This is a genomic window from Ensifer adhaerens (assembly GCF_028993555.1).
GTDB classification, from domain to species: domain Bacteria; phylum Pseudomonadota; class Alphaproteobacteria; order Rhizobiales; family Rhizobiaceae; genus Ensifer; species Ensifer adhaerens_I.
The window spans coordinates 3,104,982-3,129,875 of the sequence record NZ_CP118610.1; the positions used below are offsets into that span (position 1 = coordinate 3,104,982).

21 protein-coding genes and 1 pseudogene are annotated in these 24,894 nt (G+C 62.0%); 4 read left to right on the top strand and 18 right to left on the bottom strand.

Features of this window, described 5'->3' with window-relative positions:
- Nucleotides 1-109: 109 nt before the first annotated feature.
- The 13 genes from serA to tolQ form a co-directional block, all read right to left on the bottom strand.
- Entirely contained in the window at nucleotides 110-1,705 is a 1,596-nt protein-coding gene (gene serA / locus PWG15_RS15200; protein WP_275021206.1) for a phosphoglycerate dehydrogenase, read from the bottom strand.
- A gap of 132 nt (nucleotides 1,706-1,837) precedes the next feature.
- A complete protein-coding gene (locus tag PWG15_RS15205; RefSeq protein WP_275021208.1) occupies nucleotides 1,838-3,016 on the bottom strand; it encodes a phosphoserine transaminase in 1,179 nt (392 codons plus the stop codon).
- 254 nt (nucleotides 3,017-3,270) lie between these two features.
- Nucleotides 3,271-4,104 carry an outer membrane protein gene (locus tag PWG15_RS15210; RefSeq protein WP_275021210.1) on the bottom strand — a complete coding sequence of 278 codons (834 nt, stop codon included), beginning with the start codon at nucleotides 4,102-4,104 and terminating at the stop codon, nucleotides 3,271-3,273.
- 181 nt (nucleotides 4,105-4,285) lie between these two features.
- Nucleotides 4,286-5,113, bottom strand: a complete 828-nt coding sequence (locus tag PWG15_RS15215) for an outer membrane protein (RefSeq protein ID WP_275021211.1) — start codon at nucleotides 5,111-5,113, stop codon at nucleotides 4,286-4,288.
- Nucleotides 5,114-5,478: 365 nt separating this feature from the next.
- The gene (gene glmM / locus PWG15_RS15220; protein WP_275024432.1) at nucleotides 5,479-6,831 is read right to left on the bottom strand and encodes a phosphoglucosamine mutase; all 1,353 of its coding nucleotides are present in this window, start codon (nucleotides 6,829-6,831) and stop codon (nucleotides 5,479-5,481) included.
- Between the two features lie 315 nt (nucleotides 6,832-7,146).
- A complete protein-coding gene (gene ftsH / locus PWG15_RS15225; RefSeq protein ID WP_275021213.1) occupies nucleotides 7,147-9,090 on the bottom strand; it encodes an ATP-dependent zinc metalloprotease FtsH in 1,944 nt (647 codons plus the stop codon).
- Nucleotides 9,091-9,191: 101 nt separating this feature from the next.
- A complete protein-coding gene (gene tilS, locus PWG15_RS15230; protein WP_275021216.1) occupies nucleotides 9,192-10,508 on the bottom strand; it encodes a tRNA lysidine(34) synthetase TilS in 1,317 nt (438 codons plus the stop codon).
- A gap of 13 nt (nucleotides 10,509-10,521) precedes the next feature.
- Nucleotides 10,522-11,562 carry a tol-pal system protein YbgF gene (ybgF, locus tag PWG15_RS15235; RefSeq protein ID WP_275021218.1) on the bottom strand — a complete coding sequence of 347 codons (1,041 nt, stop codon included), beginning with the start codon at nucleotides 11,560-11,562 and terminating at the stop codon, nucleotides 10,522-10,524.
- 257 nt (nucleotides 11,563-11,819) lie between these two features.
- Nucleotides 11,820-12,353 (bottom strand): peptidoglycan-associated lipoprotein Pal, encoded by a 534-nt coding sequence (pal, locus tag PWG15_RS15240; protein WP_113538647.1) that lies wholly within the window; start codon nucleotides 12,351-12,353, stop codon nucleotides 11,820-11,822.
- A gap of 244 nt (nucleotides 12,354-12,597) precedes the next feature.
- Nucleotides 12,598-13,908 carry a Tol-Pal system beta propeller repeat protein TolB gene (gene tolB, locus PWG15_RS15245; protein WP_275021222.1) on the bottom strand — a complete coding sequence of 437 codons (1,311 nt, stop codon included), beginning with the start codon at nucleotides 13,906-13,908 and terminating at the stop codon, nucleotides 12,598-12,600.
- 80 nt (nucleotides 13,909-13,988) lie between these two features.
- The gene (locus tag PWG15_RS15250) at nucleotides 13,989-15,068 is read right to left on the bottom strand and encodes a cell envelope integrity protein TolA (RefSeq protein WP_275021225.1); all 1,080 of its coding nucleotides are present in this window, start codon (nucleotides 15,066-15,068) and stop codon (nucleotides 13,989-13,991) included.
- Nucleotides 15,069-15,077: 9 nt separating this feature from the next.
- The gene (tolR, locus tag PWG15_RS15255; RefSeq protein WP_065778612.1) at nucleotides 15,078-15,530 is read right to left on the bottom strand and encodes a protein TolR; all 453 of its coding nucleotides are present in this window, start codon (nucleotides 15,528-15,530) and stop codon (nucleotides 15,078-15,080) included.
- A gap of 27 nt (nucleotides 15,531-15,557) precedes the next feature.
- Nucleotides 15,558-16,280: a protein TolQ gene (gene tolQ / locus PWG15_RS15260; protein ID WP_057254694.1), complete on the bottom strand. Its 723-nt coding sequence runs from the start codon at nucleotides 16,278-16,280 to the stop codon at nucleotides 15,558-15,560.
- A gap of 469 nt (nucleotides 16,281-16,749) precedes the next feature.
- Here tolQ and ligD point away from each other — a divergent pair.
- Nucleotides 16,750-17,706: pseudogene (gene ligD / locus PWG15_RS15265) on the top strand (non-homologous end-joining DNA ligase); the annotation flags it as partial.
- Here ligD and PWG15_RS15270 read toward each other — a convergent pair.
- The 3 genes from PWG15_RS15270 to ybgC all read right to left on the bottom strand — a co-directional run bounded on the left by PWG15_RS15270 (nucleotide 17,703) and on the right by ybgC (nucleotide 19,771).
- Complete coding sequence (locus PWG15_RS15270; RefSeq protein ID WP_275021231.1) at nucleotides 17,703-18,596, bottom strand: haloalkane dehalogenase; 894 nt, start codon at nucleotides 18,594-18,596, stop codon at nucleotides 17,703-17,705. The pseudogene ligD and the gene PWG15_RS15270 overlap by 4 nt on opposite strands.
- The gene (locus tag PWG15_RS15275) at nucleotides 18,589-19,185 is read right to left on the bottom strand and encodes a TetR/AcrR family transcriptional regulator (protein ID WP_275021233.1); all 597 of its coding nucleotides are present in this window, start codon (nucleotides 19,183-19,185) and stop codon (nucleotides 18,589-18,591) included. Before PWG15_RS15275 ends, PWG15_RS15270 begins: the two co-directional genes overlap by 8 nt.
- 130 nt (nucleotides 19,186-19,315) lie before the next feature.
- A complete protein-coding gene (gene ybgC, locus PWG15_RS15280; RefSeq protein ID WP_275021234.1) occupies nucleotides 19,316-19,771 on the bottom strand; it encodes a tol-pal system-associated acyl-CoA thioesterase in 456 nt (151 codons plus the stop codon).
- A gap of 126 nt (nucleotides 19,772-19,897) precedes the next feature.
- Here ybgC and PWG15_RS15285 point away from each other — a divergent pair, with 126 nt between their 5' ends.
- From PWG15_RS15285 to PWG15_RS15295, 3 genes are read left to right on the top strand one after another with little or no spacing between them, the layout of a single operon-like run.
- Nucleotides 19,898-21,118 (top strand): NAD-dependent epimerase/dehydratase family protein, encoded by a 1,221-nt coding sequence (locus PWG15_RS15285; RefSeq protein WP_275021237.1) that lies wholly within the window; start codon nucleotides 19,898-19,900, stop codon nucleotides 21,116-21,118.
- The gene (locus PWG15_RS15290; protein WP_275021239.1) at nucleotides 21,115-21,975 is read left to right on the top strand and encodes a glycosyltransferase; all 861 of its coding nucleotides are present in this window, start codon (nucleotides 21,115-21,117) and stop codon (nucleotides 21,973-21,975) included. Before PWG15_RS15285 ends, PWG15_RS15290 begins: the two co-directional genes overlap by 4 nt.
- On the top strand, nucleotides 21,972-22,874 hold the full coding sequence (locus PWG15_RS15295; RefSeq protein WP_275021241.1) for an NAD-dependent epimerase/dehydratase family protein: 903 nt from the start codon (nucleotides 21,972-21,974) through the stop codon (nucleotides 22,872-22,874). The genes PWG15_RS15290 and PWG15_RS15295 overlap by 4 nt, the downstream gene beginning before the upstream one ends.
- A 27-nt stretch (nucleotides 22,875-22,901) precedes the next feature.
- Here PWG15_RS15295 and PWG15_RS15300 read toward each other — a convergent pair whose 3' ends face one another.
- Nucleotides 22,902-23,804 (bottom strand): metallophosphoesterase, encoded by a 903-nt coding sequence (locus PWG15_RS15300; RefSeq protein ID WP_275021243.1) that lies wholly within the window; start codon nucleotides 23,802-23,804, stop codon nucleotides 22,902-22,904.
- On the bottom strand, nucleotides 23,805-24,845 hold the full coding sequence (gene ruvB / locus PWG15_RS15305) for a Holliday junction branch migration DNA helicase RuvB (RefSeq protein ID WP_275021245.1): 1,041 nt from the start codon (nucleotides 24,843-24,845) through the stop codon (nucleotides 23,805-23,807). It abuts the gene before it with no gap.
- Nucleotides 24,846-24,894 lie beyond the last annotated feature (49 nt).

A 24,894-nucleotide genomic window follows, 5' to 3' on the forward strand; every position in this document is an offset into this window, starting at 1 on the left:
AAGCGGTCTAAAACAGGAAAACGCACCGGCGGTTCGCCGATGCGTGCTGCATTGTCCCAAGATTGGGTCGACAAAGCGGCAGATTGCGCTGCCGCTTGTCATGCGGGCATCAATCGATGTTGAAGACCAGCGGCTTTGCCTGGCGGATTGCCGGATTGGCGCGCAGCTTGTCAAGCACCGCATCGGAAACGGCCCCGTCAACGTAGAGCAGCGCGATCGCGTCACCGGCTTCTTTCTCGCGGCCGAGCTGGAAGTTGGCGATGTTGACGCCGGCATCGCCAAGCGTCATGCCGATGAAGCCGATCATGCCGGGAACGTCGGTGTTGGTGATGTAGACCATGTGGCTGCCGACATCCGCGTCAAGGTTGATGCCCTTGATCTGGATGAAGCGCGGCTTACCGTCCGAGAACACCGTGCCGGCGACGGAGCGGGTCTGGTTGGCGGTCTTGACCGTCAGCTTGATGTAACCGTCGAAGACGCCGGTCTTGTCGCGCTTGACCTCGGACAGGATGATGCCCTTTTCCTTGATCATGACCGGCGCCGAAACCATGTTGACGTCGGCGACCTGCGGCCGGATCAGACCGGCAAGCACGGCGCTCGTCAACGCCTTGGTGTTCATGCCGGCGGTCGAGCCGTCATAGAGGATCTCGATTTCCTTGATCGCACTTTCGGTCACCTGGCCAACGAAGGCGCCGAGCACGTCGGCAAGCCGGATGAACGGCTTCAGGATCGGCGCTTCCTCGGCGGTGATCGACGGCATGTTGATGGCGTTGGAAACGGCACCCTTGACCAGGTAGTCCGACATCTGTTCGGCGACCTGCAACGCGACGTTTTCCTGGGCTTCCGTGGTCGAAGCGCCGAGATGCGGCGTGCAGACGACGTTCGGCAGGCCGAAGAGCGGGCTTTCCGTCGCAGGTTCGACCTCGAAGACGTCGAATCCGGCACCGGCTACATGACCCGACTTGATCGCTTCGGCGAGAGCCTTCTCATCGACGAGACCGCCGCGGGCGCAGTTGACGATGCGCACGCCCGGCTTGGTCTTGGCAAGTGCCTCGGCGCTCAGGATGTTGCGGGTCTTGTCGGTCAGCGGCACGTGCAGGGTAATGAAGTCCGCCTGGGCGAGCAGCTCTTCGAGCTCGACCTTGGTGACACCCATTTCCTCGGCGCGCTCCTTGGACAGGAACGGGTCATAGGCAAGCACGTGCATCTTGAGGCCGATGGCGCGCGAGCAGACGATCGAGCCGATGTTACCGGCGCCGATGACGCCGAGCGTCTTGCCAGTGATTTCAACACCCATGAAGCGCGATTTTTCCCACTTGCCGGCCTGGGTCGAGGTATCGGCGGCGGGAAGCTGGCGGGCAACGGCAAAGAGCAGCGCGATCGCATGTTCGGCTGTTGTGATCGAGTTGCCGAAGGGCGTGTTCATCACGATGATACCGCGGCGCGAGGCAGCCGGGATATCGACATTGTCGACGCCGATGCCGGCGCGGCCGATGACCTTGAGGTTGGTCGCAGCCGCGATCAGCTTTTCCGTCGCCTTGGTGGCCGAACGGATCGCCAGGCCATCATAGTTGCCGATGATTTCGGCGAGCTTGTCCTTGTCCTTGCCGAGCTTCGGCTGGAAATCCACTTCGACGCCGCGGTCGCGGAAGATCTGGACGGCGGTTTCCGACAGTTCGTCGGATACGAGAACGCGAGGTGCCATGAGAGGCCTCCTTAAAGATCAGGTCTGAATGGGAATGCGGTAGCCAAGCCTCGCTCCCATGGGGAGCGAAGCGGATCACTCAAATCAGTGTGAGATACGGGCGAAGTCCATTGTCCCTCACCCCTTGTCTGATCAGGCCGCGGCCTGGGTCAAAGTCGCCTTCTGGGTCTCGAAAGCCCAGGTCAGCCACGGCATCAGCGCCTTCATGTCGGCTGCCTCGATCGTTGCACCCGCCCAGATGCGAAGACCCGACGGCGCATCGCGATAGTGACCGATGTCGAAGGCGACGCCTTCCTTCTCGAGAAGGGCAACGACGCCCTTGGCAAAGGCCGCCTGTCCGTCGGCGTCGAGCGCCAGAACGTCCCTGTCGACGATCTTCAGGCAGACCGACGTGTTGGAGCGGGTCTCGTCCTTGACCGCCAGGTTGGCGATCCAGTCATTGGCGGCAACGAAGTCGAAAATCGCCTCCGCATTCGCGTCGGCGCGGGCCATCAGCCCCTTGAGCCCGCCGACCTGCTGAGCCCAGAGAAGCGCATCGATGTAGTCTTCGACGCAGAGCATCGACGGCGTGTTGATGGTTTCGCCGGTGAAGATGCCCTCGATCAGCTTGCCGCCCGAGGTCATGCGGAAGATCTTCGGCAGCGGCCAGGCCGGAACGTAGGTCACGAGACGTTCGACGGCACGCGGCGACAGGATGATGACGCCGTGGGCGCCCTCACCGCCGAGAACCTTCTGCCAGGAGAAGGTGACGACGTCGAGCTTGGCGAAATCGAGGTTCTGCGCGAAGGCGGCAGAGGTCGCATCGCAGATCGTCAGGCCCTTGCGGTCGGCCGGGATGAAGTCGGCGTTCGGCACGCGCACGCCCGAGGTCGTGCCGTTCCAGGTGAAGACCACGTCACGGTCGAAGTCGATCTTGGAAAGGTCGGGAAGTTCGCCGTAGCCGGCCTCAAGCTTGCGAACGTCGGCGAGCTTCAGCTGCTTGACGACATCCGTCACCCAGCCGGCGCCGAAGCTTTCCCAGGCGACCATGTCGACGCCGCGCTGACCCAGCAGCGACCAGAGCGCCATTTCGACGGCGCCGGTATCGGAAGCAGGCACGATGCCGATGCGGTAGTCGGCCGGCACTTCAAGAATGTCACGGGTAAGATCGATGGCCTGCTTCAGCTTCGTCTTGCCGATCTTGGCACGGTGCGAACGACCGAGCGGTGCATCGGAGAGAGCATCGAGCGACCAACCGGGGCGCTTCGAGCAAGGGCCAGAAGAAAAATGGGTATTGTTCGGACGGAGGTCCGGCTGTGCAGGCTTTGCCATGTGCTATCCTTCCAGATAGATAGCCCTTCGTTGGGGAAGGGTGTCCCGCCGTCGTCGATATTGTGGACGGGATCGGAAGTCAAGCGCTTTGTCGCAATCGAGAAGATTTATGGCGTCGCGGGCAAGATCTGCAAAAACAGGGCGGTGTCTGCCGACCGATTGTTGCCGGCCGGCACTTTCATCCTGGCAATAGAGTGAGGCATCGGCGGAGAAGCGTGACCGGGCTCTCGCCGAAACGATGTTGTTTCAAGGCGTTAGAAGGAGAAGCGCAGGCCAGCGCGAATCTCGTGGCGGGACAGACCGTCGTCGAAGCCCTTGTTGCCGCTCGCGCCCACCAACGCCTCGGCGCCGAAGCCGAACATCTCGCCATCGGCAATATGGGAATAGCGATAGCCGACATCGAGCTTCAGCTGGTCGCTGAGGTCATAGGAGACACCCGCCATCAGCGCATAGGTGAAACGCCAGCTGTCGCGTCCCTCGTAGGAAGTCGAGGTGGGAGAGCCCACGCAGGCGCCGCCGCCGACCACACAAGTGGCACTTTCGATTGCCGTGTCCCAGTTGAGGCGTGTCGCGCCGATGCCGCCGCCGACATAGGGCGTGAAGCCGGCTAGCGTGCCGAAATCCACATAGGCGTTCGCCATCAGCCCGAGGGCGGAGTAATCGGCTCCGGTCGAGAAAGCGCAGGATGTGCCTGCCCCCTGTCCGGCGCAAGGACTAGCAGACGCAGACGAACCGCTGAACCGGCCCTCGAAATAGTCGGCCGTCAGGTCGGCGCGAATCGTGTCGGTGAATTGATAGCCGACGCCGAGCGAACCGGAGAACGGCTTGTCAAAGCGGGCGTTGTCGAAGGAGACGCTGTCATAGGTCAGCGTACCCGCATCGAAGGTGCGATAATAGGGATCGCCTTCGCCCCGCCAGGGCGCATAGCCGATATCGCCACGCACATAGATCGCGCTTGCGCCGACAGTCTCTTTCTCGATGGTGATCTCCGGGGCATTCAGGAGATCCTCGTCAGCCGCCAGCGCGGCGCCGGAGAGAAGCAGGCCGGCACCAAAAGCGGCTCCACAGAACCCGTTTCGCCAATCCATGCCATGCCCTTTCGCTGCCATACGCGGGATGGCAATGCCATCGCTGCTTCGTTCAGCGTTAACTATTGGCAGTGACTGGTTAACCTCCGGTTAAGCATGCCTGTTAAGAAAAGCGCAAAGATTGGTGACAACGAAAAAGGCCACCCGAAGGTGGCCTTGATACTGGTCTGATACAGTCCGATCACTTGTAGACGATCGGCGGCGGCTCGTAGGGAACTTCGCAGGTATTGCCGAAGGAGTAGCGCAGACCGGCGCGCGCCTCGTGGATGTAGAAGCCGTCGTCAAAGCCCGGACCACCGCCGTTGGCGTAGCCGAACATGTCGCCGTCATCGACCTGGCGGAAGCGATAGCCGATATCGGCCTTCAGGTTGCATGTCAGGTCGATCGCGGTACCGGCCATGAGTGCGTAGGTGAAGCGCCAGCTATCCTCGCCGCCATGATTGGTCGTCGGGTCGCATCGGGTGGGGTCACCATCTACGCAGCTCGTGTTGCGCAGTCCGTCCCAGCTCACACGCGTCGCACCGATACCGGCGCCGACGTACGGAGTGAAAGCACCGTAGGTGCCGATGTCGACATAGGCGTTGGCCATGAGGCTCCACGCGGAAACCGAGCTTATGTCACGCGAAACGCAAGGCTCGCCCGGGAAGAGCCCGCAGCCGCCGCTGGTCGAGCCGGCAAAGTCGCCATTGCCCCAGTAATCGGCCGTTATATCGGCGCGGAAGTAGTTGTTGAACTGGTAACCGACACCGCCGCCGATCACCCAGGAGTCATCGATATCGGCCGAGTCGAAATCCGCGATCGAGCCACTCGGCCCCCCCTGGTAGAAGTTCGCGCCGCGCAAATGGTTCCAGGCGTAACCGACGTCGCCGCGCAGGTACCAGCCGCTGGTCTGGATGACCTCGACGGGCTGCTCCGGCACCGGTTCCATAGGCGGTTGGTAGACATCCGCAGCAAATGCCGCCGTGCCGCTGAGCAACACAGCAACAACGCCACTCAAAATTCTCTTCATGGCCCACTCCAATACATTCCGTTGCTTGGTTCACCACGAAACCGGTGCCCAAATCCCGATGTTGGCTATGGATAATGAGGAGGAAAGGTTAAGTTCCGATTAACTACAAACGTTTACCGAGATTGTTAAGAAAGCAGCCTATTCTTGCGGTTGCTGTCCGGCGTTACTGTCGGCCATACTGTTCCCATAAGGAATAGCTAAATAGATCGTCAGGACAATGCACTAGATCGCCTCCGAAAGGAGGCAACGCTTTTCAGATCGGAGTTCCAATGACGGAACGACCTCGCCCCGAGCAAGCTACGTCAGAATAAAAAAGAGGCCGATGCGTCGCACCGGCCCTGGAGGGAAATCAGTCTCGGGATGTATCAGGCGGCGTTTCGAGCGCTGCCGATGACATTGACGAGTTCGTCGACGATGCGCTCGACCTGGCCGCGATCGTCGCCTTCCGCCATCACGCGAATGAGCGGCTCGGTGCCGGAGGGACGGATCAGCAGGCGGCCGGATTTGGCGAGCTCCGCTTCGGCATCGGCGATCGCCTGGCGCACGGTGGCGTCTTCGAGCGGCTTGCCGGCGGAAACGCGAACGTTCTTCAGCACCTGCGGCACCGGTTCGAAGCGGTGGCACACCTCGCTCACCGCCTTGCCCTGGCGCTTGATCACCGCGAGGATCTGCAGAGCAGCGACAAGACCATCGCCCGTCGTGCCGAAATCGGAGAGCACAATGTGGCCGGACTGTTCACCGCCGACGTTCAGGCCGTCCTGGCGCATCTGCTCGACGACATAACGGTCACCGACCTTGGTGCGCCGCAGATCGATACCGCGTCCCTTGAGGTAGCGCTCGAGGCCGAGGTTGGACATGACGGTGGCCGCAACCGCGCCGCCGCGAAGCATGCCGTCTTCGGCCCAGCTGTCGGCAATTACGGCCATCAGCTGGTCGCCGTCGATGACAGTGCCGTTCTCGTCAACCATCAGCACACGGTCGGCATCGCCATCAAGCGCAATGCCGATATCGGCGCGCACTTCGTGGACCTTTCTCGACAGCGTCGCGGGATGGGTGGAGCCGCAATCGAGATTGATGTTGAGACCGTTCGGTTCGGTACCGATGGTAACGACTTCCGCACCCAGCTCCCAAAGCGCCGTCGGCGCCACCTTGTAGGCTGCACCATTGGCGCAGTCGACCGCGATCCTCAGGCCCTGCAGCGTGACGTCACGCGGCAGCGTGCGCTTGGCGTGTTCCAGATAGCGATAGATGTCACCATCGACGCGTTTCGCGCGACCGATGTCTTCCGACTTCGCCAGCTGTCCCGAGAGATCCTGGTCTAGCAGCGCTTCGATCTTCTCTTCGATATCGTCGGAAAGCTTGTAGCCGTCTGGGCCGAAAAGCTTGATGCCGTTGTCCTGGAAAGGATTGTGCGAGGCAGAGATCATCACGCCGATATCGGCGCGCAGCGAGCGGGTGAGCATGGCGACACCCGGCGTCGGGATCGGCCCGAGCAGGAAGACGTCAAGACCGGCGGCCGTGAAGCCCGCCACCATGGCGTTCTCGAGCATGTAGCCCGAAAGGCGCGTATCCTTGCCGATCACCACGCGGTGGCGGTGGGCACCGTTGCGAAAGATCGTACCGACCGCAATGCCGACCCGCATTGCCAGATCCGGTGTCATGGGAAACAAGTTGGACTGGCCGCGGATACCGTCGGTGCCGAAATACTTTCGCTTCATAAGAACTCCATCGTTCTGCCGGGTCAGGGCTGGCTTGGCCACCTCCGCCTGTCTGCGTTTTGCGCGACTGGGTTTCATTGACCGGACCTCATTCATACTTCCTGGATGCCATCTGCCTGGCGACCAGCGTCCCATCCAAGGGCAACCATCGCAGACACGTCATGTCTTCTTTGACACAAAAGCGCACCAAACGGCAGCGAGGCTAACATCAGAAATCGTTACATCCCGTTACCAAATGCCAGAGGGCGCACGGCAACGAAAAGCCGCCGCTCCACTTGAGGAGCGGCGGCTTGGATATTCTGCCAGCAGTGGCAATTATTGCGGCTGCGGCTCGAACCCACCTTCGGATTCTTCGCCCTTGTTGCCCGCCGGACCTTCCTTCTTGGAACCAGCCGACGGAACGGCCGAGCCACGATGCGGCGGCGTGTCGTCGCCAAGGTCGCGTGCCGGCTTTTCGCCGCGGATCAGCGCTTTGATTTCTTCACCGGTCAGCGTCTCGTATTCGAGCAGACCTTCGGCAAGCGCCACGAATTCGTGGTTCTTGTCGGTGAGGATCTTGCGGGCAGTCTCGTAGGCCTCGTCGATCAGGCGACGGATTTCGTTGTCGATCTTCTGAGCGGTCGCTTCCGACACGTTCTTCTGCTGGGCAACGGAATGGCCGAGGAACACTTCCTGCTGGTTCTCGCCGTAGGAAACCTGTCCGAGCTGGTCGGAGAAGCCCCACTGCGTCACCATCGCACGGGCAAGCTTCGTTGCCTGTTCGATATCCGACGATGCGCCCGAGGTGATGTTCTCCTTGCCGAAGGTCAGTTCCTCGGCAACGCGTCCGCCCATCATGATGGCAAGGCGCGAGACCATCCACTTGTAGCTCATCGAGTAGCGGTCGCCTTCCGGCAGCTGCATGACCATGCCGAGTGCGCGACCGCGCGGAATGATCGTCGCCTTGTGCAGCGGATCCGCCGAGGGAACGTTCAGCGCGAGGATCGCGTGACCGGCTTCGTGATAGGCGGTCAGCTTCTTTTCGGCCTCGGTCATGGCCGACGAACGACGCTCCGCACCCATCATGATCTTGTCCTTGGCATCCTCGAACTCGAGCATGGTGACAAGACGCTTGTTGCGGCGGGCGGCCATCAGCGCCGCCTCGTTGACGAGGTTCATGAGGTCGGCACCGGAGAAGCCGGGTGTACCGCGGGCGAGCACCTTGAGGTCGACGTTCGGCGCCAGCGGCACGTTGCGCACATGCACCTTGAGGATACGCTCGCGGCCGTTGATGTCCGGGTTCGGCACGACGACCTGGCGGTCGAAGCGGCCCGGACGCAGAAGCGCCGGATCGAGAACATCAGGACGGTTGGTCGCTGCGATCAGGATGATACCTTCATTGGCTTCGAAGCCGTCCATCTCGACCAGCAACTGGTTGAGCGTCTGTTCGCGCTCGTCGTTACCGCCGCCGAGACCGGCGCCGCGATGGCGACCGACAGCATCGATTTCGTCGATGAAGATGATGCAGGGCGCATTCTTCTTTGCCTGCTCGAACATGTCGCGGACGCGGCTGGCGCCGACGCCGACGAACATTTCAACGAAATCGGAACCGGAGATGGTGAAGAACGGAACGTTGGCTTCGCCCGCAACCGAGCGCGCAAGCAGCGTCTTACCGGTACCGGGAGGACCGACAAGCAGCACGCCGCGCGGAATACGGCCGCCGAGGCGCTGGAACTTCTGCGGATCGCGCAGGAACTCGACGATTTCTTCCAGATCCTGCTTGGCTTCGTCAACGCCGGCGACGTCGTCAAAGGTGACGCGGCCATGCGCTTCGGTCAGAAGCTTGGCCTTGGACTTGCCGAAGCCCATGGCGCCGCGCGAACCGCCCTGCATCTGGCGCATGAAGAACAACCAGACGCCGAGGATCAGAAGCATCGGAAGAAGCGTACCGATGTAGCTGAGGAAGCCGGACGAGCCGTCGGTTTCCGGGCGAACCGTGACCGTCACGTCCTTGGCTTCGAGGCGCTCGGTCAGCGCCGTATCGACCGATGGCGCGTAGGTCTGGAAGGTAGCGCCGCTTTCAGAATAGCTGCCGATCACTTTCGAGCCGGTGATCACGACTTCCTTGACGCGGCTCGCATCCACATCCTTGAGGAACTGCGAGAACGGAATCTCGCGCGAGCCGGTGCGCTCCGTCGGCTGCTGAAACATGCTGAACAGCGCGATCAGCAAAAGCGCTATGATTGCCCAAAGGGCAAGATTACGAAAATTAGGGTTCATCGAACTCCCCGGAACCTGTCACGGCCCGCGCATTTCGCCGGGCCGCTGTCTTGCTCCCTAACATAGGGTTCTGGCGACGCATTGCCAAGGCAAACCGGCTTCTACCGTTCCATTTCTGTCAATAGATCGTGAACCGGTGGCGGAAGATAACGCTCTCGTCCGAACAATCCGGCGATCCTGTCCGCCATGATCCTGTCGAAACCCGGCAAAAAGGTGTCGTAGAGCCCGATCCGCGGCTCGATTGTGGCAGATGCGACATTTTTGACATCGCGAGATACGATGCGGGGCGCCGACAGTGAGGCACGACCGGCAACGCCCGGTGGCAGGCCTGCGGCAATAAGTCTCTCGTGTTGTGGTCCGCGACCGCCTTCCACCGTCAGTGAAAGAGGACCCTCGCCGTCATTTCGGACCAGGAAGCGGCCATCCCAGACGCCGGTTTGCCCAGCCTGCAGTATCAGATCCTCGATACCGCGTGCCTCGCGATAGAGATAGAGGCCGGTCGAGCGCCGATCGAAGACGACCCGCCCCGCAGTCAGCCGCCCAGGTGTCTCCTGCTCCAGGAAGGCCACCAGGCGTTCCACCGTCTCGGCCGCGGGCAGATGTGCGCGTCCACCGATGACGGTCGTCAGCGCAAGCAACGCCCTTCGCCAATCAATGTCGCGACACTGTCCGGCCGTCGACGGTGAGACTTCCGCGACCAACGCCGAATGCACCCGCACGTGCCGTTCGAGCAAGGCGGCGGCCGCCACCGACGATCGTGCCCGGGAGCGGGCATCCCAGGCACCGGCGCCGGTTTCCGGCGAAAATGCCAGATGGGCTCGCGCGCGTACCCGCTCGAATCCCGTGTTCACATTGCTCGGATCATCGAACCAGCCGACTTTCCGGTCGGTGAGAAAGGTGCGAATGGCAGTGCGGTCGACCGTGAGGAACGGTCGCAGCACCCAGATGCGCCGGTCATAGAGCGTAGCATCCGCCATGCCGGCGGCGCCGGGTCCCTCCCCTCGCTGCGTGCGCATCAGGATCGTCTCTCGCTGGTCGTCGAATGTATGACCTGTGACGATTGAGGACGCTTCGAAGCGCTGCGCTGCGTCGGCCAGCAATGCATAGCGCACCTCGCGCGCCGCTGCCTGAATGCCGGTCCTGGGCTTCGGCCCGTCCCATCGCGCAATCATATGCGGAACGCCCAGGCTCTCGCAGAACGCCGCGACACCGCGCGCCTCTTCGGCCGACTCCGACCTCAACGCATGATCGACAGTGCAGGCGGCCAGGGAAAACTGTGTGGGCTTGGTTGCCTCGATCGCCTCGTTGAGGGCGAGAAGCAGTCCTTTCGAGTCGCTCCCGCCGGAGACGGCCACGAGGATACGTGCAGGTCTATCGAAGGAGGCAAGAAATCGTTTTGCCGTTTCGACAACGGCCATTGGCGGGTGGGCCTCAGCAGCCAAAACGGCTTTGCTCGCTCGTCACCTTTGCCTTTACCGCCGGCGAAGCCTTCGGGTAGCGCTTGTTGACCTCGCGCAGCGTCGCGCAGGCAGTTTCCTTGTTGTCGAGCGCGCCGAGCGACATGCCGAGCTTCAGCAGCATTTCCGGCGCCTTCGGCGACTTGCCGTGGGCCTGGTGCGCGTTCAGGAAGGTCTTGGCCGCATCGCTGTACTTGCCTTGCGAATATTGCGCCTCGCCCAGCCAGAAGCTGGCATCGGCCGCCTTGTCGCCCTGCGGGAACGCCGCCAGATAGTCGCCGAATTCCTGTTCCGCCGTGCTGTAATCGCCGGAAAGAACGTGGCCATAGGCCGACTGGTAGAGATCGCCGGGGTTGTCGAGCGAGGCCGTCTGCTGGTTGCCCGGATTGGCGTTCAGGCCGCCATCGTTCGTGGGCAGACCAGCGCCGGCTTCCACGCCGGGCGGTGTCGCGTTTGCTCCGGGTTGCGCATCGGTCGTGGTCGAGACTGGATTGCCGCTCTGGTCGAAGACGATCTGGCCGAGCGTGGTCGGCGGAGCGGCACCATTGGTGCCCTGGTCACCACCGGACGGAAGGCCGGAGGAGGCCATGTCGTTGCCGCCGCCTGCCGGTGGCATGGTCTGGCTATCCGTCACCCCGGGGGTGACGGACGCCTGATCGCTGGTCTTTGGCGTCTGCAAAGCGCCGCTCTTCTTCGGGGAGGCCTTGCCGCTTTCCAGGTCCTGGAAGCGGAATTCGTTGTCCTCCTGGAACTTCCGGATCTGCTCCTGCATCTGCAGAAGCTGGAAGCTCATTTCTTCGATACGCCCGTTGAGCGAGCGGATCTGTTCCTCAAGCTGGCCAATCCGTGCGGTCTCGGCCGACTGTACCTTCACCACGGGCAGCTTCCGCTGCGCGCCGGCTTGAGCTTCAGTCGTTCGGGCCAGCAGCCCTGAAAGCGGCATGGCGTTCGCCGTCTGGCCCAGGCCCGCAAGGGCCGCAAGACCGATCAGCCCCGCCACGACAAATTTCTTCATTTCATTTGTCCTGTTCGAATACCGGTTGTCCCACCCTTGACCAGGGGCCCGCAATACATCTCGCCGAGTCAACTGGGTGATTGCCGCACAGTTTTCCAATTGCCCTGAAAAAGCAACGGAGTTCGGCCAAAGTGTGGTAAAAAAGCAAAGGGCGGCTGAGAGCCGCCCTTTTAATTTAGAAGTCTGTGATCTTGGGAACACGGTGCGTTTCCCCGAACACGACACGCTACCCGACCGAGCCACGCTCGGCCGTGAGATTACATGCCAGCGCCACCGAGAACGGTAACTGCACGACGGTTCTGCGACCAGCACGAGATGTCGTCGCAGACGGCAACAGGCTTTTCCTTGCCGTAGGAGATCGTCTTCATGCGGTTGGAGGGAACGCCCTGGCTGATGAGGTAGTCGCGGGTGGAGGCCGCACGACGGGCGCCGAGCGCAAGGTTGTATTCGCGCGTGCCGCGTTCGTCGGCATGGCCTTCGATGGTGATCGCGTAGTTCGGGTACTTGGCGAGCCACTGAGCCTGGCGGGCGAGCGTCTGCTGCGCGTCGGCACGGATCGAAGTGGAGTCGGTGTCGAAGAAGATGCGGTCGCCGACGTTGACGGTGAAGTCCTGCTGCGAGCCCGGCGTTGCAGCGCCCGCGCCGCCGAGGCCGAGCTCGTTGGCGTTGTTCGGCATGTTCTTCTTCGATGCACAACCAGCGATAGCAAGCGTCATGACCAGGGCGATCATGACCGGGTTGCGAGCGATGGTCTGCATGCGGCCTACGGCCGGGGTGTCAATTCGGCTCATGCGCCGGTCTCCTTGGAAGTGTCTGAATTCACGGTTGCCAGACTGTAACCGGAAGCGGTTAATCGCTTTTCAACAGTTATGGTTAACAAATCGATAATTTCGGCTCGGCGCCTGCTAGACCAGCACTTTGCGGCGAGAAAGCGGCATCGCTGCCACATTTTCCCGCCGCAAATCGGGGCAGGCCAGAGCGGGATGAGGAAAAGTGTGTGCGGTTTTCCGCCCGCATCCCGCTCCTCATCGTGATCTACTCGAGAAGCGGCGACCAGGCCGGGTCGGATGCAAAGCCCTGCGTCTGGATCTGCTGCTCGTTGTAACCGGTCAGGTCGATCGAATAGAGCTGAGGTCCGCCGGCGCCGGCGTTTTGACGGAAGAACATCAGCACGCGGCCGTTCGGCGCCCAGGTGGGGCCTTCGTTGTGGAAGCCGGTGGTCAGGATGCGCTCGCCCGAACCGTCAGTCTTCATGACGCCGATCGAGAACTTGCCGCCCGACTGCTTGGTGAAGGCGATGAGGTCGCCACGCGGAGACCAGACCGGCGTCGAGTAGGAGCCATCGCCGAACGAGATGCGGCGCTGGCCGGAGCCATCGGCGCCCATCACGTAGATCTGCTGGCGTCCGCCACGGTCGCTTTCAAAGGCGATCTGGCTGCCGTCGGGCGAATAGGACGGAGCCGTGTCGATAGCCGCGGTATTGGTAAGACGGGTGGTCGTGCGCGAACGCAGGTCCATCGTGTAGATGTTGGCGTTGCCGTCCTGCTGAAGGCTCATGATGACCCGCTGGCCATCCGGCGAGAAGCGCGGCGAGAAGGTCATGCCGGGGAAGTTGCCGACGACTTCACGCTGTCCGGTCTCAAGCTGCAGCAGGTAAACGCGCGGCTGCTGGTTTTCGAACGACATGTAGGTGACTTCCTGGCGGTTCGGCGAGAAACGCGGCGTCAGAACGATGTCGTTGGAGTTGGTGAGCGCGCGGGCGTTGAAGCCGTCCTGGTCCATGATGGCCAGCTGACGCTTGCGTGCCGTCTTCGGGCCGCTCTCGGCGACATAGACGATACGCGTATCGAAGTAGCCCTTTTCGCCGGTGATGCGCTCATAGATCGCATCGGCGATGATGTGGGCGACACGGCGCCAGTTTTCCGGCTGCGTGAAGAACTGCTGACCGGTCATCTGCGTGCCGGAGAAGGTATCCCAGAGGCGGAACTCCGCCTTCAGCCTGCCGTCACCTTCCTGCGTCACGCGGCCGGTGACGAGCGCCTGCGCATTGATGACCTTCCAGTCCTCGAAGCGCGGCGTCGCATCCGGGTTGCTGATCTTCTCGATGAAGGCGCCCTTGTTGATCGGCGCGAACAGGCCCGAGCGCTTCAGGTCGGCAGCGACCACGTCCGAGATCTTCTGACCGAGTTCGCCCTGAAGGAAATCGGTAATCGCGATCGGCAGGGGTTCGACATTACCCTTGTTGATGTTGATTTCGACGACGGCGTTCGCCGGTGTCGCCGCGATAACCGCGGCTAACATGCCCGCGGCCACCATCAGGGCACGGAAAAGAGAGACCTTGATCATTGAGACAAGCCTTTCAGCTTAATACGAAGGGTTTGTGCGGTTGTGTTTGGCCATCCGGCATGGGTTCCAATCCCGGCGGCTCAGAGTGCGAAATCCGAGGGGTCGAAGTTCAGCACGAGGGTATTCCATCCTTTTTCGCCGTCATATTTTTCAGGCGGCAGGTTCTGTAGCGGTGCCGAGCGGCGCAGCGCGCGCAGCGTGCTGCTCTCGACGGCGCGGCGCGTTCCTTCCGGACCGCCCGTGGCGGTCACCTCCGGCTCACCGACGATGTTGCCGGCCGGATCCAGCTGGACCTTGATCGTGACGCGGACTTCGTCGACGCCCGTAAGACCGGCCATCAGCGACCATTTGTCCTGGATCTGACCCTTCACACCGTCGATCTCGTTGGCGCTCAAGCCCACGCCGATCGTCTTCTTGCCGCCGAGGGCCGCTTCCTGCTTGGAACTCTTGGCGCCGCCCGCAGACGGTTTATCCCGGTTAAGCAGTGTAGCGATCTCATCGGGGTTGAACTCGCTTTCCTCGGTGGACGCCTGCTTCTTCTGCTCCTTCGGCGTCTGCTCGTCCTTGCGCTCCGGCGTCTTGGCGCTTTGGGCCGGCTTTTCGACCTTGGGCTTTGCGGCGGGCGTCGGCACCTTTTCGGGCAGCGCTTCGGCTTCCGGGTTCTCGGCTGGCTTTTCTTCGGCCGGCGCCGGATCCGGCTTGGTCTCGGGCTTCACTTCCTGTTTCGGTTCCGGCAGCGCCGCGACTTCGGTCGCCGGTTCGGAGGCGGGCTTCGTCTCCTCGACCTTCTTGATTTCCTGCTCGACCGGATCGGGCGTCGGCTCGGGTTTTTCGTTCTTCTCAGGCGATGCCGTGGCTTCGCTCTTCGACGGCTTGGCGTTCGGCGTCGGCGGCGTCTTCAGGTCGGTGTCGTTGTCGCCGACGTTTTCGGCCGGCTGGTTCGTCTCCGGACGCTTGGTCGGAACCGGCGACGAATGCTCCTTCTTCGGTGCCTTCTTGTCGCCCTGCTGAACCTGCGTCATTTCCGAATAGGGAACGATGTCGACAGGCAAAGCCTCGACGTCGGCGACCTGGAAGTCAGCCGGGCTGCCAAGCGACACCAGCGCCCAGGTCAAGACCATGGCGTGGAGGACAGCAGATGTAGCGAGACTGCCCTTCATCGTGGACGATCACTTTTCCTGTTCTTGCAGCGTGACGAGGCCGAGGTTCTTGAAACCGGCGGCCGAGATGCGGGCCATGACCTTCATGACCGTGCCGTAGTCGGCATTGGTGTCGCCGCGCACGTAGATGCGTTCGTTGTAGCCGGTGGTAGCGATAGCCTCGAGCTTCGGCACGACCTCGTCGATGGCGATCGGCGTTTCCTGCAGATAGATCTCGCCGGCCGGATTGACCGAGACGGTGATCGGCTGCGTATCGGAATTCAGCGCCTTCGCCTGCGTTTCCGGCAGGTCGATGGGCACGCCTACCGTCATCATCGGTGCTGCCACCATGAAGATGATCAACAGCACGAGCATCACGTCAACGAAAGGCGTGACGTTGATTTCGCTCATCACGGCTTTCTTGCCGCCGCGGCGACGACGTCCGCCGCCCGAACCCTTGGCTCCGCCAACCGACATACCCATCAGCGTGGTCTCCGTATTCTCTGGCGATTATTGCGCGGCCTGGCGCGGGCTCTGCAGCTTCTCGTCGATTTGCCGCGAAAGGATGGCCGAGAACTCATCGGCGAAAGCTTCCATGCGTGCCGAGAGCTTGCCGGCATCGGCCGAGAACTTGTTGTAGGCGATAACCGCCGGGATAGCGGCGAGAAGGCCGATCGCGGTGGCAAGCAGTGCTTCCGCGATACCGGGCGCGACGACCGCAAGGTTGGTCGACTTCGAACCGGCGATCGCCTGGAACGAGGTCATGATACCGACGACCGTACCGAAGAGGCCGATGAAGGGTGCGGCCGAACCGATGGTCGCCAGCGAACCGAGGCGGGCTTCCAGCGATTCCGATTCCCGTGACAGCGTCACGTCCATGGCGCGGTCGATACGCATCTGTAGGCCGATCGGCGATCGGGCGCCACGCTCGAAGCTCTTCTTCCATTCGCGCATGGCGGAAACGAAGATCGCACCCATGCCGGCCGTCTGTCGGTCGGCGAGCGTGCGGTAGAGCTCCTCCAGCGACTGTCCGGACCAGAACACCTGCTCGAAGCTGTCGAGCTGACGGCGCACACGGCCGTAGTTCAGCGTCTTGTCGACGACGATCGCCCAGGTCCAGACCGAGGCGGCAATCAGCCCCAGCATGACCAGCTTCACGACAAAGCCCGCCTGCATGAACAGCGACCAGAGGGTCACATCGTGCGTCGCAGCGGCCAATCCAACCTGTTCCATCGTCTTCAGTCCCCGAATCCAAACACCCGGCAAGAGCGGTTCATGCTCGTGACCGGGTAGCCCAAACGTCCTGTTTGCAAGAGTGCCCGGCACCGCCGCAGATCGCACCATCGCGACCTTAATTAGCTTTAGGTTGCCTTCTTGCCGTCAATTTTGGTCAAAGGATGACGTGCACTGCACAAATCCTGATACAGTGATTAAGACACCATTATGGTTAAGCAACCGTTACCATGCTGTGTCTTTGCAGCGTCACTTCGTCGCCGGAACCTCCGCTCGCTGCGCACGTTCCTTCGGCAGGCCTGATCCAGAATGACATTACGAAAAGACGTCACTCTCGTAATATTCTGAAAGTGGCGCCCCGAGCGGACCAGGTTTGAGGCCGGCCAGGAGACATTGACCGTCCAACCGAGATGCGGGTGACAAGATGACCGAATCCGAAGATGCAACCAGCAATCGCGGCCGAGGCAAGCCAGCCACCGCGACACCCAAGGCCTCATCTGCGAAGCCACATCCGGCCGCTCCCGATGAGATCGTTTCCGGTATCAAGATCACCCACCCCGACCGGATGCTGTTCGATGGCCAGGGCATCACCAAGCTGGATCTCGCCCGCTACTATACGATCGTTGCCGATCGCATGCTGCCATATGCCGCCGGGCATCTTCTGTCCCTCGTCCGCGCTCCACAGGGCGTGAAGGGTCCGCGCTTCTACCAGAAACATGCCGCTGACGGCTTCCCCGACGAGATCAAGGAAGTGCCCGTCAAGGAAAGCTCCGGCGAAACCGAAAACTACATGTATGTGCGCGACGCCCAAGGGCTGGTCGCCGCGGTGCAGATGGGTTCGCTTGAATTCCACATCTGGGGCTCGCGCTGCGACACGCTCGAAACGCCGGACCGAATGGTCTTCGACCTCGATCCTGACGAGGGTCTTGATTTCGGCATCGTCAAGACGGCAGCCATCGCCTTGAGGGACGCGCTCTCGGCCATCGGATTGAAGTCGATGCCGATGGTCACAGGCGGAAAGGGCGTGCATGTGGTCGTGCCCTTGACGGGACACGCCACCTGGCTGGAAGCCAAGGCCTTCGCCAAAGCCTTTGCGCAGGGTTTCGCCGAACGCGAACCGGAGAGGTTCGTCGCCACCATGTCGAAGGAGAAACGCAAGGGGCGCATCTTCATCGACTGGCTGAGAAACGAGCGTGGCGCCACCGCAATCGCTCCCTACTCGACACGGGCGCGTGCCGGCGGACCGGTCGCCACCCCCGTGAGCTGGGACGAACTCTTCGGTCTTCAGGCCGCCAACAGCTTCCACATCCCCGAGATACTCGAACGCATCGAAGGCGGCACCGATCCCTGGCAAGACGTCGCCGGCATCCGCCAGTCGCTGACCCGGAAGATCCTGGATAGCGTCGGAGTGAAGGAGGCGGACTAAGCCGCCTCCACTCCGCACAGTCCCTCGACCCACGAACGCACCGCCGTCCCGATTGCGTCGGGGTGATCCTCCTGCAGATGGTGCGCACCGGCTCCGAGCCTTAGCAGCCGGCAGTTCTTGAGCTCACGCGCATAGGCCTCCGCCTCCCTCGGCGAAATCAAAGCGCCAGGGTCGCCGGAAAACAGCAGCTTCGGGTAGTCCGAGCACTTCAGGGCAGTATGATCGTCCGTGCTGATCCTATGGAAATCGCTGGGCGCACCTTCGATCGGCAGTTCGCGTGGCAGGCGGAGCACCGGCCGGCGCGACGCCGCATCCGGAAACGGCGCGCGATAGGCGGCCATTTCCGCGTCGGTCAGCTTGCGCAGGATCGCATTGGGGACCACCCGCTCGATGAAGACGTTTTCCTCCAGGATCAGTCGCTCGCCGATACCCTCGGTGCGAAACGCCCTGAACAGTTCGCGTGCCTGCGGTTTCTGGTGAAAGGCTTCATAGGTTTCGGCCGGACGGATGTACTCCATGAAGGCGAGTCCCAGCACCTTCTCCGGATTGAGTGCCGCAAAGTGGAAGGCAAGCGCCGTTCCCCAATCCTGGGCCACGAGGAAAAGCGGATCCGGGGCAACCTTTTCGATGAAGGCTTCGAGATAGCGGAACTGGTCGAGGAAGGAATAGTCGATGTCGGGCTTGGCCGAATGACCATAGCCGACGAGATCCGGCGCGATGCAGCGCCCGACCGTCGTCACATGGGGCAAGATGTTGCGCCAGATGTAGGACGATGTCGGGTTGCCGTGCAGGAACAGCACCGTCGGCCCGGAGCCCATCTCGACATAGGCCATCGACGCCCCCAACACGTCGACGAATGACTTGCCCGCAGCAGATGCCTCTTCACGCATGCCTTCCTCCATCAAACACGGTTGAAAAAACGATCTTCCTGAAGGTCGCAAGCGGCCCCGGACTGCGGTCGACCTTCATGCGCAGCATCGCACCCTGCCAGGCGCTGAGCAGGAAATCGGCAAGCTCTGCAGCCGAGCCGAGCGGGGCGATCTCGCCCTTCTCCAGGCCTTCGGCAATGCAATCCTCGAACGGGCCGCGCCAGGTTACGAAGAGGCCCGACAGGTGCGCCCGAAGCCGTTCGTTGTCGAACGAGGCCTCGAGACTGAGATTGCCGATCATGCAGCCGCGACCGTAGTCGGCATCGGCGAGCTTGCCGGTGATGAGGTCGATGTAGCGACGCAACCGGTCGACCGGCCGCAAGCTCCTGTCGCCGAGCGCCTCTTCGACGAGGCCTGAGACATAGGCGAAGTAGCGGTCGAGCACCTCGATGACGAAGTCTTCTTTCGAGGCGAAGTGATTGGTGAAGGACCCCGGGCGCGCACCCGCGGCCGCAACGATGTCGCGCACGCCGGTGCCGGCATAGCCTGTGTTCCACACGAGCTGATCGCCCGCCTTCAGAAGATTTTCACGTATCGATTTTCTGGACATGCAGAAATAATACGTACGTACGTATTATTGTCAATCGGCAAGACGGCAGACGCGGAAACGGCGCCCCATCCAATGAAAAACGCCCCACGAGGGGGCGTTCCGCAGAGATGACCGACGTGTGGCGACGTGCCTAGCCGGCGCTCTCCTTCGCATGCTGGAACTTGTAGGCCAGCGCCTCCGGCAGCCGCCGCGGGCGGCCCTGGCCGTTGATGACGGCGATGATCACCTTGGCGGCAATCAGCAACTGCTCGCCGCGGCGGATTTCCTGCTGCAGCACCATCTTGGCGCCGCCGGCTTTCTCCGTGACCGTCGTGATCGTCAGGATATCGTCCATGCGCGCAGGCAGCTTGAAGTCGATCTCCATACGATGCACGACGAAGACGAGCCCTTCGCTGTCTCCTTCGATCGCAAGCGTCGCCTGCTCGACGCCGAGCAGGCGCAGGAAGTCGGTGCGGGCACGCTCCATGAAATGCAGGTAGCGGGCGTGATAGACGACGCCGGAAAAATCGGTGTCTTCGTAGTAGACGCGCTGGATCAACTGGTGACCGTTTTCGGTCAGTTCGCCTGCGAGCGAAATCTGGGACATGCTTTTCTCCGCAAGTACATCCCGTTTCCTGTGCAGGAACAAAAAGCCATTTGCAAGCATTGCAGCCTTGTCACAATCCTATCCTATCACGTGACGGACTTCCTTCCCTCGATCAGGAGAACGTGCATGAAGATTGCGATTCTCGGCGGCGACGGTTTCGTCGGTTGGCCCACGGCTCTTCACCTTTCCGATACGGGCCACGACGTTCACATCCTCGACAATCTCTCGCGCCGGTGGATCGATACGGAACTCGGCGTGCAGTCACTGACGCCGATGGATTCGATCCAGGAACGCACCCGCATCTGGCACGCAGAGACCGGTCGCCGCATCCATTTCAACCTGATCGATCTTGCCCGCGACTACGAACTGCTCAAGAACTGGCTCGCCGAGCATCGCCCGGATGCGATCGTGCATTTCGCTGAGCAGCGCGCTGCGCCCTATTCGATGAAGAGTGACCGCCACAAGAACTACACGGTCAACAACAACGTCAACGCTACGCACAATCTGCTGAATGCGCTGGTCGAACTCGGCCTCGACGCGCATCTCGTGCACCTCGGCACCATGGGCGTCTATGGCTACTCCACGATCGGCGCGGCGATCCCCGAGGGGTACCTGCCCGTCGGCGTCAAGACGATGGGTGGCGAGACCGTCAGCCAGGAGATCCTGTATCCGTCCAATCCGGGCTCGATCTACCACATGACCAAGTGCCTGGATCAGCTGCTGTTCCAATTCTATGCCAAGAACGACGGCTTGCGGATCACCGACCTGCACCAGGGCATCGTCTGGGGCACCCATACCGAACAGACGCGCCGCCACCCGCAGCTCATCAACCGCTTCGACTATGACGGCGACTACGGCACGGTCTTGAACCGCTTCCTGATCCAGGCGGCGATCGGCTATCCGTTGACGGTACATGGCACCGGCGGCCAGACACGCGCCTTCATTCATATCCAGGACTCTGTCCGTTGCATCGATCTGGCGCTGAAGAATCCGCCGGCCCGCGGCAGCCGCGTTGAGATCTTCAACCAGATGACCGAGACCCATCGGGTGCGCGACCTCGCCGAGATGATCGCCTCGATAACGGGTTCGCAGATCGCCTGGCTGCCCAACCCGCGCAAGGAAGCGGCCGAGAACGAACTCGTCGTTCACAATGAGAAGTTCCTGAGCCTCGGTCTCAACCCGACGCGGCTGCAGGACGGGCTGCTGTCGGAAATCGTCGATGTCGCCAAGAAATTCGCCTATCGTGTCGACAGAACGCGCGTGCCCGCCGTCTCCGCCTGGACCAAGGACATCGCGCCGCTCATCAACCACGACCCGGAGGGCAAGCGGCTGAAATCCGTTTCATGACATCGAACGATCCTTCGGAGGGGCTGCGCCCCTCCTCACCGCCCACCGCCGATCATGCCTTCGTGACACTCGTCACCAATGCCGACTATGCGCTCGGCGCACGCGCGCTCGCTCGCTCCATCCGCCTCACAGGGACAGCCGCCGACATTGTGGTGCTGCATACCGGCGGCGTTTCGCTCGAAGCGCTCGCGCCGCTTTCCGAGTTCGGCTGTCGTCTGGTCGAGACCGACCTTTTGCCGCTCTCCGATGCCTTCAACGAGCGGCATCAGCGCCGGAACGTGCATGAAAAGGCACCCTTCACCAAGGGACGCAAACCGGACTTCCACTCGCCGCTCGACAATTTCTGCAAGCTCCGGCTCTGGCAACTCGCCGAATACCGACGCTGCGTCTTCATCGACGCCGACGCAATCGTGCTCAGGAACATCGACCGGCTGTTCGCCTATCCGGAATTCTCGGCGGCACCGAATGTCTATGAGAGCCTCGCAGACTTTCATCGGCTGAATTCCGGCGTCTTCGTTGCCGAACCGTCATTGACGACATTCGACAGGATGCTCGCCCGCCTCGACGCACCCGACGCATTCTGGCCACGCACCGACCAGACCTTCCTGCAGACTTTCTTCCAGGATTGGCACGGCCTGCCGGTGACGATGAACATGCTGCAATATGTCTGGTTCAACATGCCCGATCTCTGGGACTGGCGCTCGATCGGCGTGCTGCACTACCAGTATGAAAAGCCCTGGGAGAAGGATCACCCGCGCTCCGATACGCTCAGGCCGCTGATCGATCTCTGGTTCGCCTATCTGACCGGCGAGGGCATCCCGGACATCGCCTCTCTTGCCAATCCGGTGAAGCGATGACCAGGGTGCTGGTCTCCGGTGGCGCCGGCTTCGTCGGTCGCTTCATCGTCGAACATCTGATGCAGAACGGACATGAAGTGATCGTCGGTGGCCGAACCCCGCCTCCGACCGGTTGCTTTTCGAGACCCGTCGATTTCGTGCCGCTGTTCCTCGATCCGGACCTGAACCAGTCTGCGGCCTTCGACGACGCGGAGGGCTTTGTCCATACCGCCTTCGAACATGTCGAAGGCAAGTATCGCGGCGGTGAAGGCGACGATCCGGACGGCTTTCGCCGCGCCAATATCGACGGAACCGTGCGCCTTTTCGAAGCCGCTCGCACCGCCGGCGTCAAACGCTGCGTGTTCCTGTCGAGCCGTGCCGTCTACGGCAGCCGGCTTGTCGGCACGGTCGACGAGACAACGCCGACTGCTCCGGACACGCTTTATGGCGACGTGAAAGCCATTGCAGAGAACCGACTTCGGGCGCTCGCGACCGAGAATTTCATTCCGGCGAGCCTGCGCGTCACCGGCGTCTACGGCGCTGCCGGTCCTGGCAGGCAGCACAAATGGACCGAGCTGTTTGCGGGCTACCTCGATGAAAAACCGATCCAGCCGCGGATCGGGACAGAGGTTCACGGCGACGACGTCGGTGCTGCGGTGCGATTGATGCTGGAAGCAGATAGCGCCACGGTGCGTGGCGAGGCCTTCAACGTTTCGGACCTTCTGCTCGATGTCAGGCAAATCCTGTCGGTGGTACAGAGGCTCACCTCCTGTCCGCATGCATTGCCAGAGGCTGCTACGGCGGAGCGCTATCTTGTCATGTCGACCGAGAAGCTGCGCCGGCTTGGCTGGCAACCGGGCGGATTCGAACGGTTGGTTACGACGATCGGCGACTTGGTCAGAAACTCAAGACCCGCGTAAGCCGCTGGAGTGGCATACGGGGCAAGCCTAACCAAGGTCGATGACGACGATCTCCGGTGGCACGCCGAAACGGACCGGTGCGAGCGAGCAGCCGAGACCACCGGAGACGATCAGGTTGCAGTCGTCCTCGACCATGTGGCCATAGGCGTAGCGATCGCCGAAACGCGACGGCACCACCGGTGCGTAGCCGAGAAGCCGCACCTGGCCGCCATGGGTATGGCCCGACAGTGTCAACGCGACCCGAGAGGGAACGCTCGGGAAGATATCGGGCTCATGTGCCAGCAGAATGATCGGATCGCCGTCGCTCACCTGTGCGAGCGTACCGTCGAGATCGTCGAGACCGGTCATGCGCTGGCGTTGCCATTTCTTGCCCGGAACCAGGGCGAGTTGGTCTTCGAGACCGGCGATCCAGAAGCCCTGCCCGTCCTTTTCCAGCCGGATTGCCCGGTTGCTGTAGACGTTGATGCCGACATCCTGCAGCGCCTTGTGCCCGAAGGTCGGGCCACCGCCATTTCGTTGCGCGGTCTTGTCCTCCCACCAGTCGTGATTGCCCATGACGGCATGGACGCCGAGCGGCGCCGTGAGCGTGGCAAGCGCCTTCGACCATTCGCTGGAATGCACGTAGCTGGTGACGAAGTTCATCCCGGCCACGTAGTCGCCAAGAAGCACCGTGACATCGCCGCCGAGACTGTTGGCTTGCCGGCAGATCGAAGCGATGCGGCTCGCCGGCATCCAGGGTTCGCAGGCATGGATATCCGTGAGCATGACGACACGCAGCTTCAAGCCGGGCGTCCAGCCGGGCGGCGTCAGCGTGTAGCGGGTCACGCTCAGGCGCGCCAAAGGCTCGACGGCAAATGCATAGCCACCGAGCGCCGCCATGCTGGCGATGCCGCCGCCGATCACTTTCAATAATCCGCGGCGGGTAATCATCTATTCGTCCTCGAGTGTCAGTCGGAACTGCGCCGCCTCGACCTCTTTCGGCGGATTGAGCCCGATATGTTTCCAGGCATTTGCGGTCAAGATACGACCGCGCGGTGTCCGCTGGATGAAACCTTGCTGGATCAGATAGGGCTCGATGATGTCTTCGATCGCATCGCGCGGTTCCGAGAGACCGGCGGCGATGGTTTCGATCCCAACAGGCCCGCCGGCGAAATTCTGCGCGATCATGAAGAGATAGCGGCGGTCGAGCTGGTCGAGCCCCATATTGTCGACGAGCAGCCGTGTCAGCGCTTCGTCGGCGATCTCTCGTGTCACGGCTTCCGCACGCGCGACTTCAGCGAAATCGCGCACCCGGCGCAACAGCCGACCGGCAATGCGCGGTGTGCCGCGGGCGCGGCGCGCGATTTCGCGCGCACCGTCGTCGGTCATGCCGAGACCCATCAGCCTGGCGCCACGCCGTACGATCGATTCCAGTTCCTCGACGGTGTAGAAATTGAGACGTACGGGAATGCCGAAACGGTCGCGAAGCGGCGTCGTCAACAGGCCGAGGCGCGTCGTTGCCGCCACCAGCGTGAACTTCGAAAGATCGATCTTCACCGAACGCGCCGCAGGACCTTCGCCGATGATGAGATCGAGCTGGAAATCCTCCATCGCCGGATAGAGAATTTCCTCGACCGCCGGATTGAGCCGGTGGATTTCGTCGATGAAGAGCACGTCGCGCTCTTCGAGATTGGTGAGCAAGGCCGCAAGATCGCCGGCCTTGGCAATGACAGGGCCGGAGGTCGAGCGGAAATTGACCCCGAGTTCCTTGGCCATGATCTGCGCCAGCGTCGTCTTGCCGAGGCCGGGCGGGCCGACGAACAGCACGTGGTCCAGCGCCTCACCGCGGTTCTTGGCGGCTTCGATGAAGATCTTCAGGTTGGCGCGCGCTTCGGCCTGGCCGGTGAATTCGTCCAGCGACTGCGGGCGCATGGTCGCATCGAGATCCTCACCACGTTTTTCCGGCGTTATCAGACGTGCCGCGTCAGTCATGCATTCGTTCCAATTGGTCGGTCGTCATGGCGCAGGTACGTATCTGCGC

What these genes read in the sequence shown, in the direction of transcription:
- serA (WP_275021206.1), bottom strand. Translation starts at nt 1,705, where the DNA reads ATGGCACCTCGCGTTCTCGTATCCGACGAACTGTCGGAAACCGCCGTC.
- PWG15_RS15205 (WP_275021208.1), bottom strand. Translation starts at nt 3,016, where the DNA reads ATGGCAAAGCCTGCACAGCCGGACCTCCGTCCGAACAATACCCATTTT.
- PWG15_RS15210 (WP_275021210.1), bottom strand. Translation starts at nt 4,104, where the DNA reads ATGGATTGGCGAAACGGGTTCTGTGGAGCCGCTTTTGGTGCCGGCCTG.
- PWG15_RS15215 (WP_275021211.1), bottom strand. Translation starts at nt 5,113, where the DNA reads ATGAAGAGAATTTTGAGTGGCGTTGTTGCTGTGTTGCTCAGCGGCACG.
- glmM (WP_275024432.1), bottom strand. Translation starts at nt 6,831, where the DNA reads ATGAAGCGAAAGTATTTCGGCACCGACGGTATCCGCGGCCAGTCCAAC.
- ftsH (WP_275021213.1), bottom strand. Translation starts at nt 9,090, where the DNA reads ATGAACCCTAATTTTCGTAATCTTGCCCTTTGGGCAATCATAGCGCTT.
- tilS (WP_275021216.1), bottom strand. Translation starts at nt 10,508, where the DNA reads ATGGCCGTTGTCGAAACGGCAAAACGATTTCTTGCCTCCTTCGATAGA.
- ybgF (WP_275021218.1), bottom strand. Translation starts at nt 11,562, where the DNA reads ATGAAGAAATTTGTCGTGGCGGGGCTGATCGGTCTTGCGGCCCTTGCG.
- pal (WP_113538647.1), bottom strand. Translation starts at nt 12,353, where the DNA reads ATGAGCCGAATTGACACCCCGGCCGTAGGCCGCATGCAGACCATCGCT.
- tolB (WP_275021222.1), bottom strand. Translation starts at nt 13,908, where the DNA reads ATGATCAAGGTCTCTCTTTTCCGTGCCCTGATGGTGGCCGCGGGCATG.
- PWG15_RS15250 (WP_275021225.1), bottom strand. Translation starts at nt 15,068, where the DNA reads ATGAAGGGCAGTCTCGCTACATCTGCTGTCCTCCACGCCATGGTCTTG.
- tolR (WP_065778612.1), bottom strand. Translation starts at nt 15,530, where the DNA reads ATGGGTATGTCGGTTGGCGGAGCCAAGGGTTCGGGCGGCGGACGTCGT.
- tolQ (WP_057254694.1), bottom strand. Translation starts at nt 16,280, where the DNA reads ATGGAACAGGTTGGATTGGCCGCTGCGACGCACGATGTGACCCTCTGG.
- PWG15_RS15270 (WP_275021231.1), bottom strand. Translation starts at nt 18,596, where the DNA reads ATGCGTGAAGAGGCATCTGCTGCGGGCAAGTCATTCGTCGACGTGTTG.
- PWG15_RS15275 (WP_275021233.1), bottom strand. Translation starts at nt 19,185, where the DNA reads ATGTCCAGAAAATCGATACGTGAAAATCTTCTGAAGGCGGGCGATCAG.
- ybgC (WP_275021234.1), bottom strand. Translation starts at nt 19,771, where the DNA reads ATGTCCCAGATTTCGCTCGCAGGCGAACTGACCGAAAACGGTCACCAG.
- PWG15_RS15285 (WP_275021237.1), top strand. Translation starts at nt 19,898, where the DNA reads ATGAAGATTGCGATTCTCGGCGGCGACGGTTTCGTCGGTTGGCCCACG.
- PWG15_RS15290 (WP_275021239.1), top strand. Translation starts at nt 21,115, where the DNA reads ATGACATCGAACGATCCTTCGGAGGGGCTGCGCCCCTCCTCACCGCCC.
- PWG15_RS15295 (WP_275021241.1), top strand. Translation starts at nt 21,972, where the DNA reads ATGACCAGGGTGCTGGTCTCCGGTGGCGCCGGCTTCGTCGGTCGCTTC.
- PWG15_RS15300 (WP_275021243.1), bottom strand. Translation starts at nt 23,804, where the DNA reads ATGATTACCCGCCGCGGATTATTGAAAGTGATCGGCGGCGGCATCGCC.
- ruvB (WP_275021245.1), bottom strand. Translation starts at nt 24,845, where the DNA reads ATGACTGACGCGGCACGTCTGATAACGCCGGAAAAACGTGGTGAGGAT.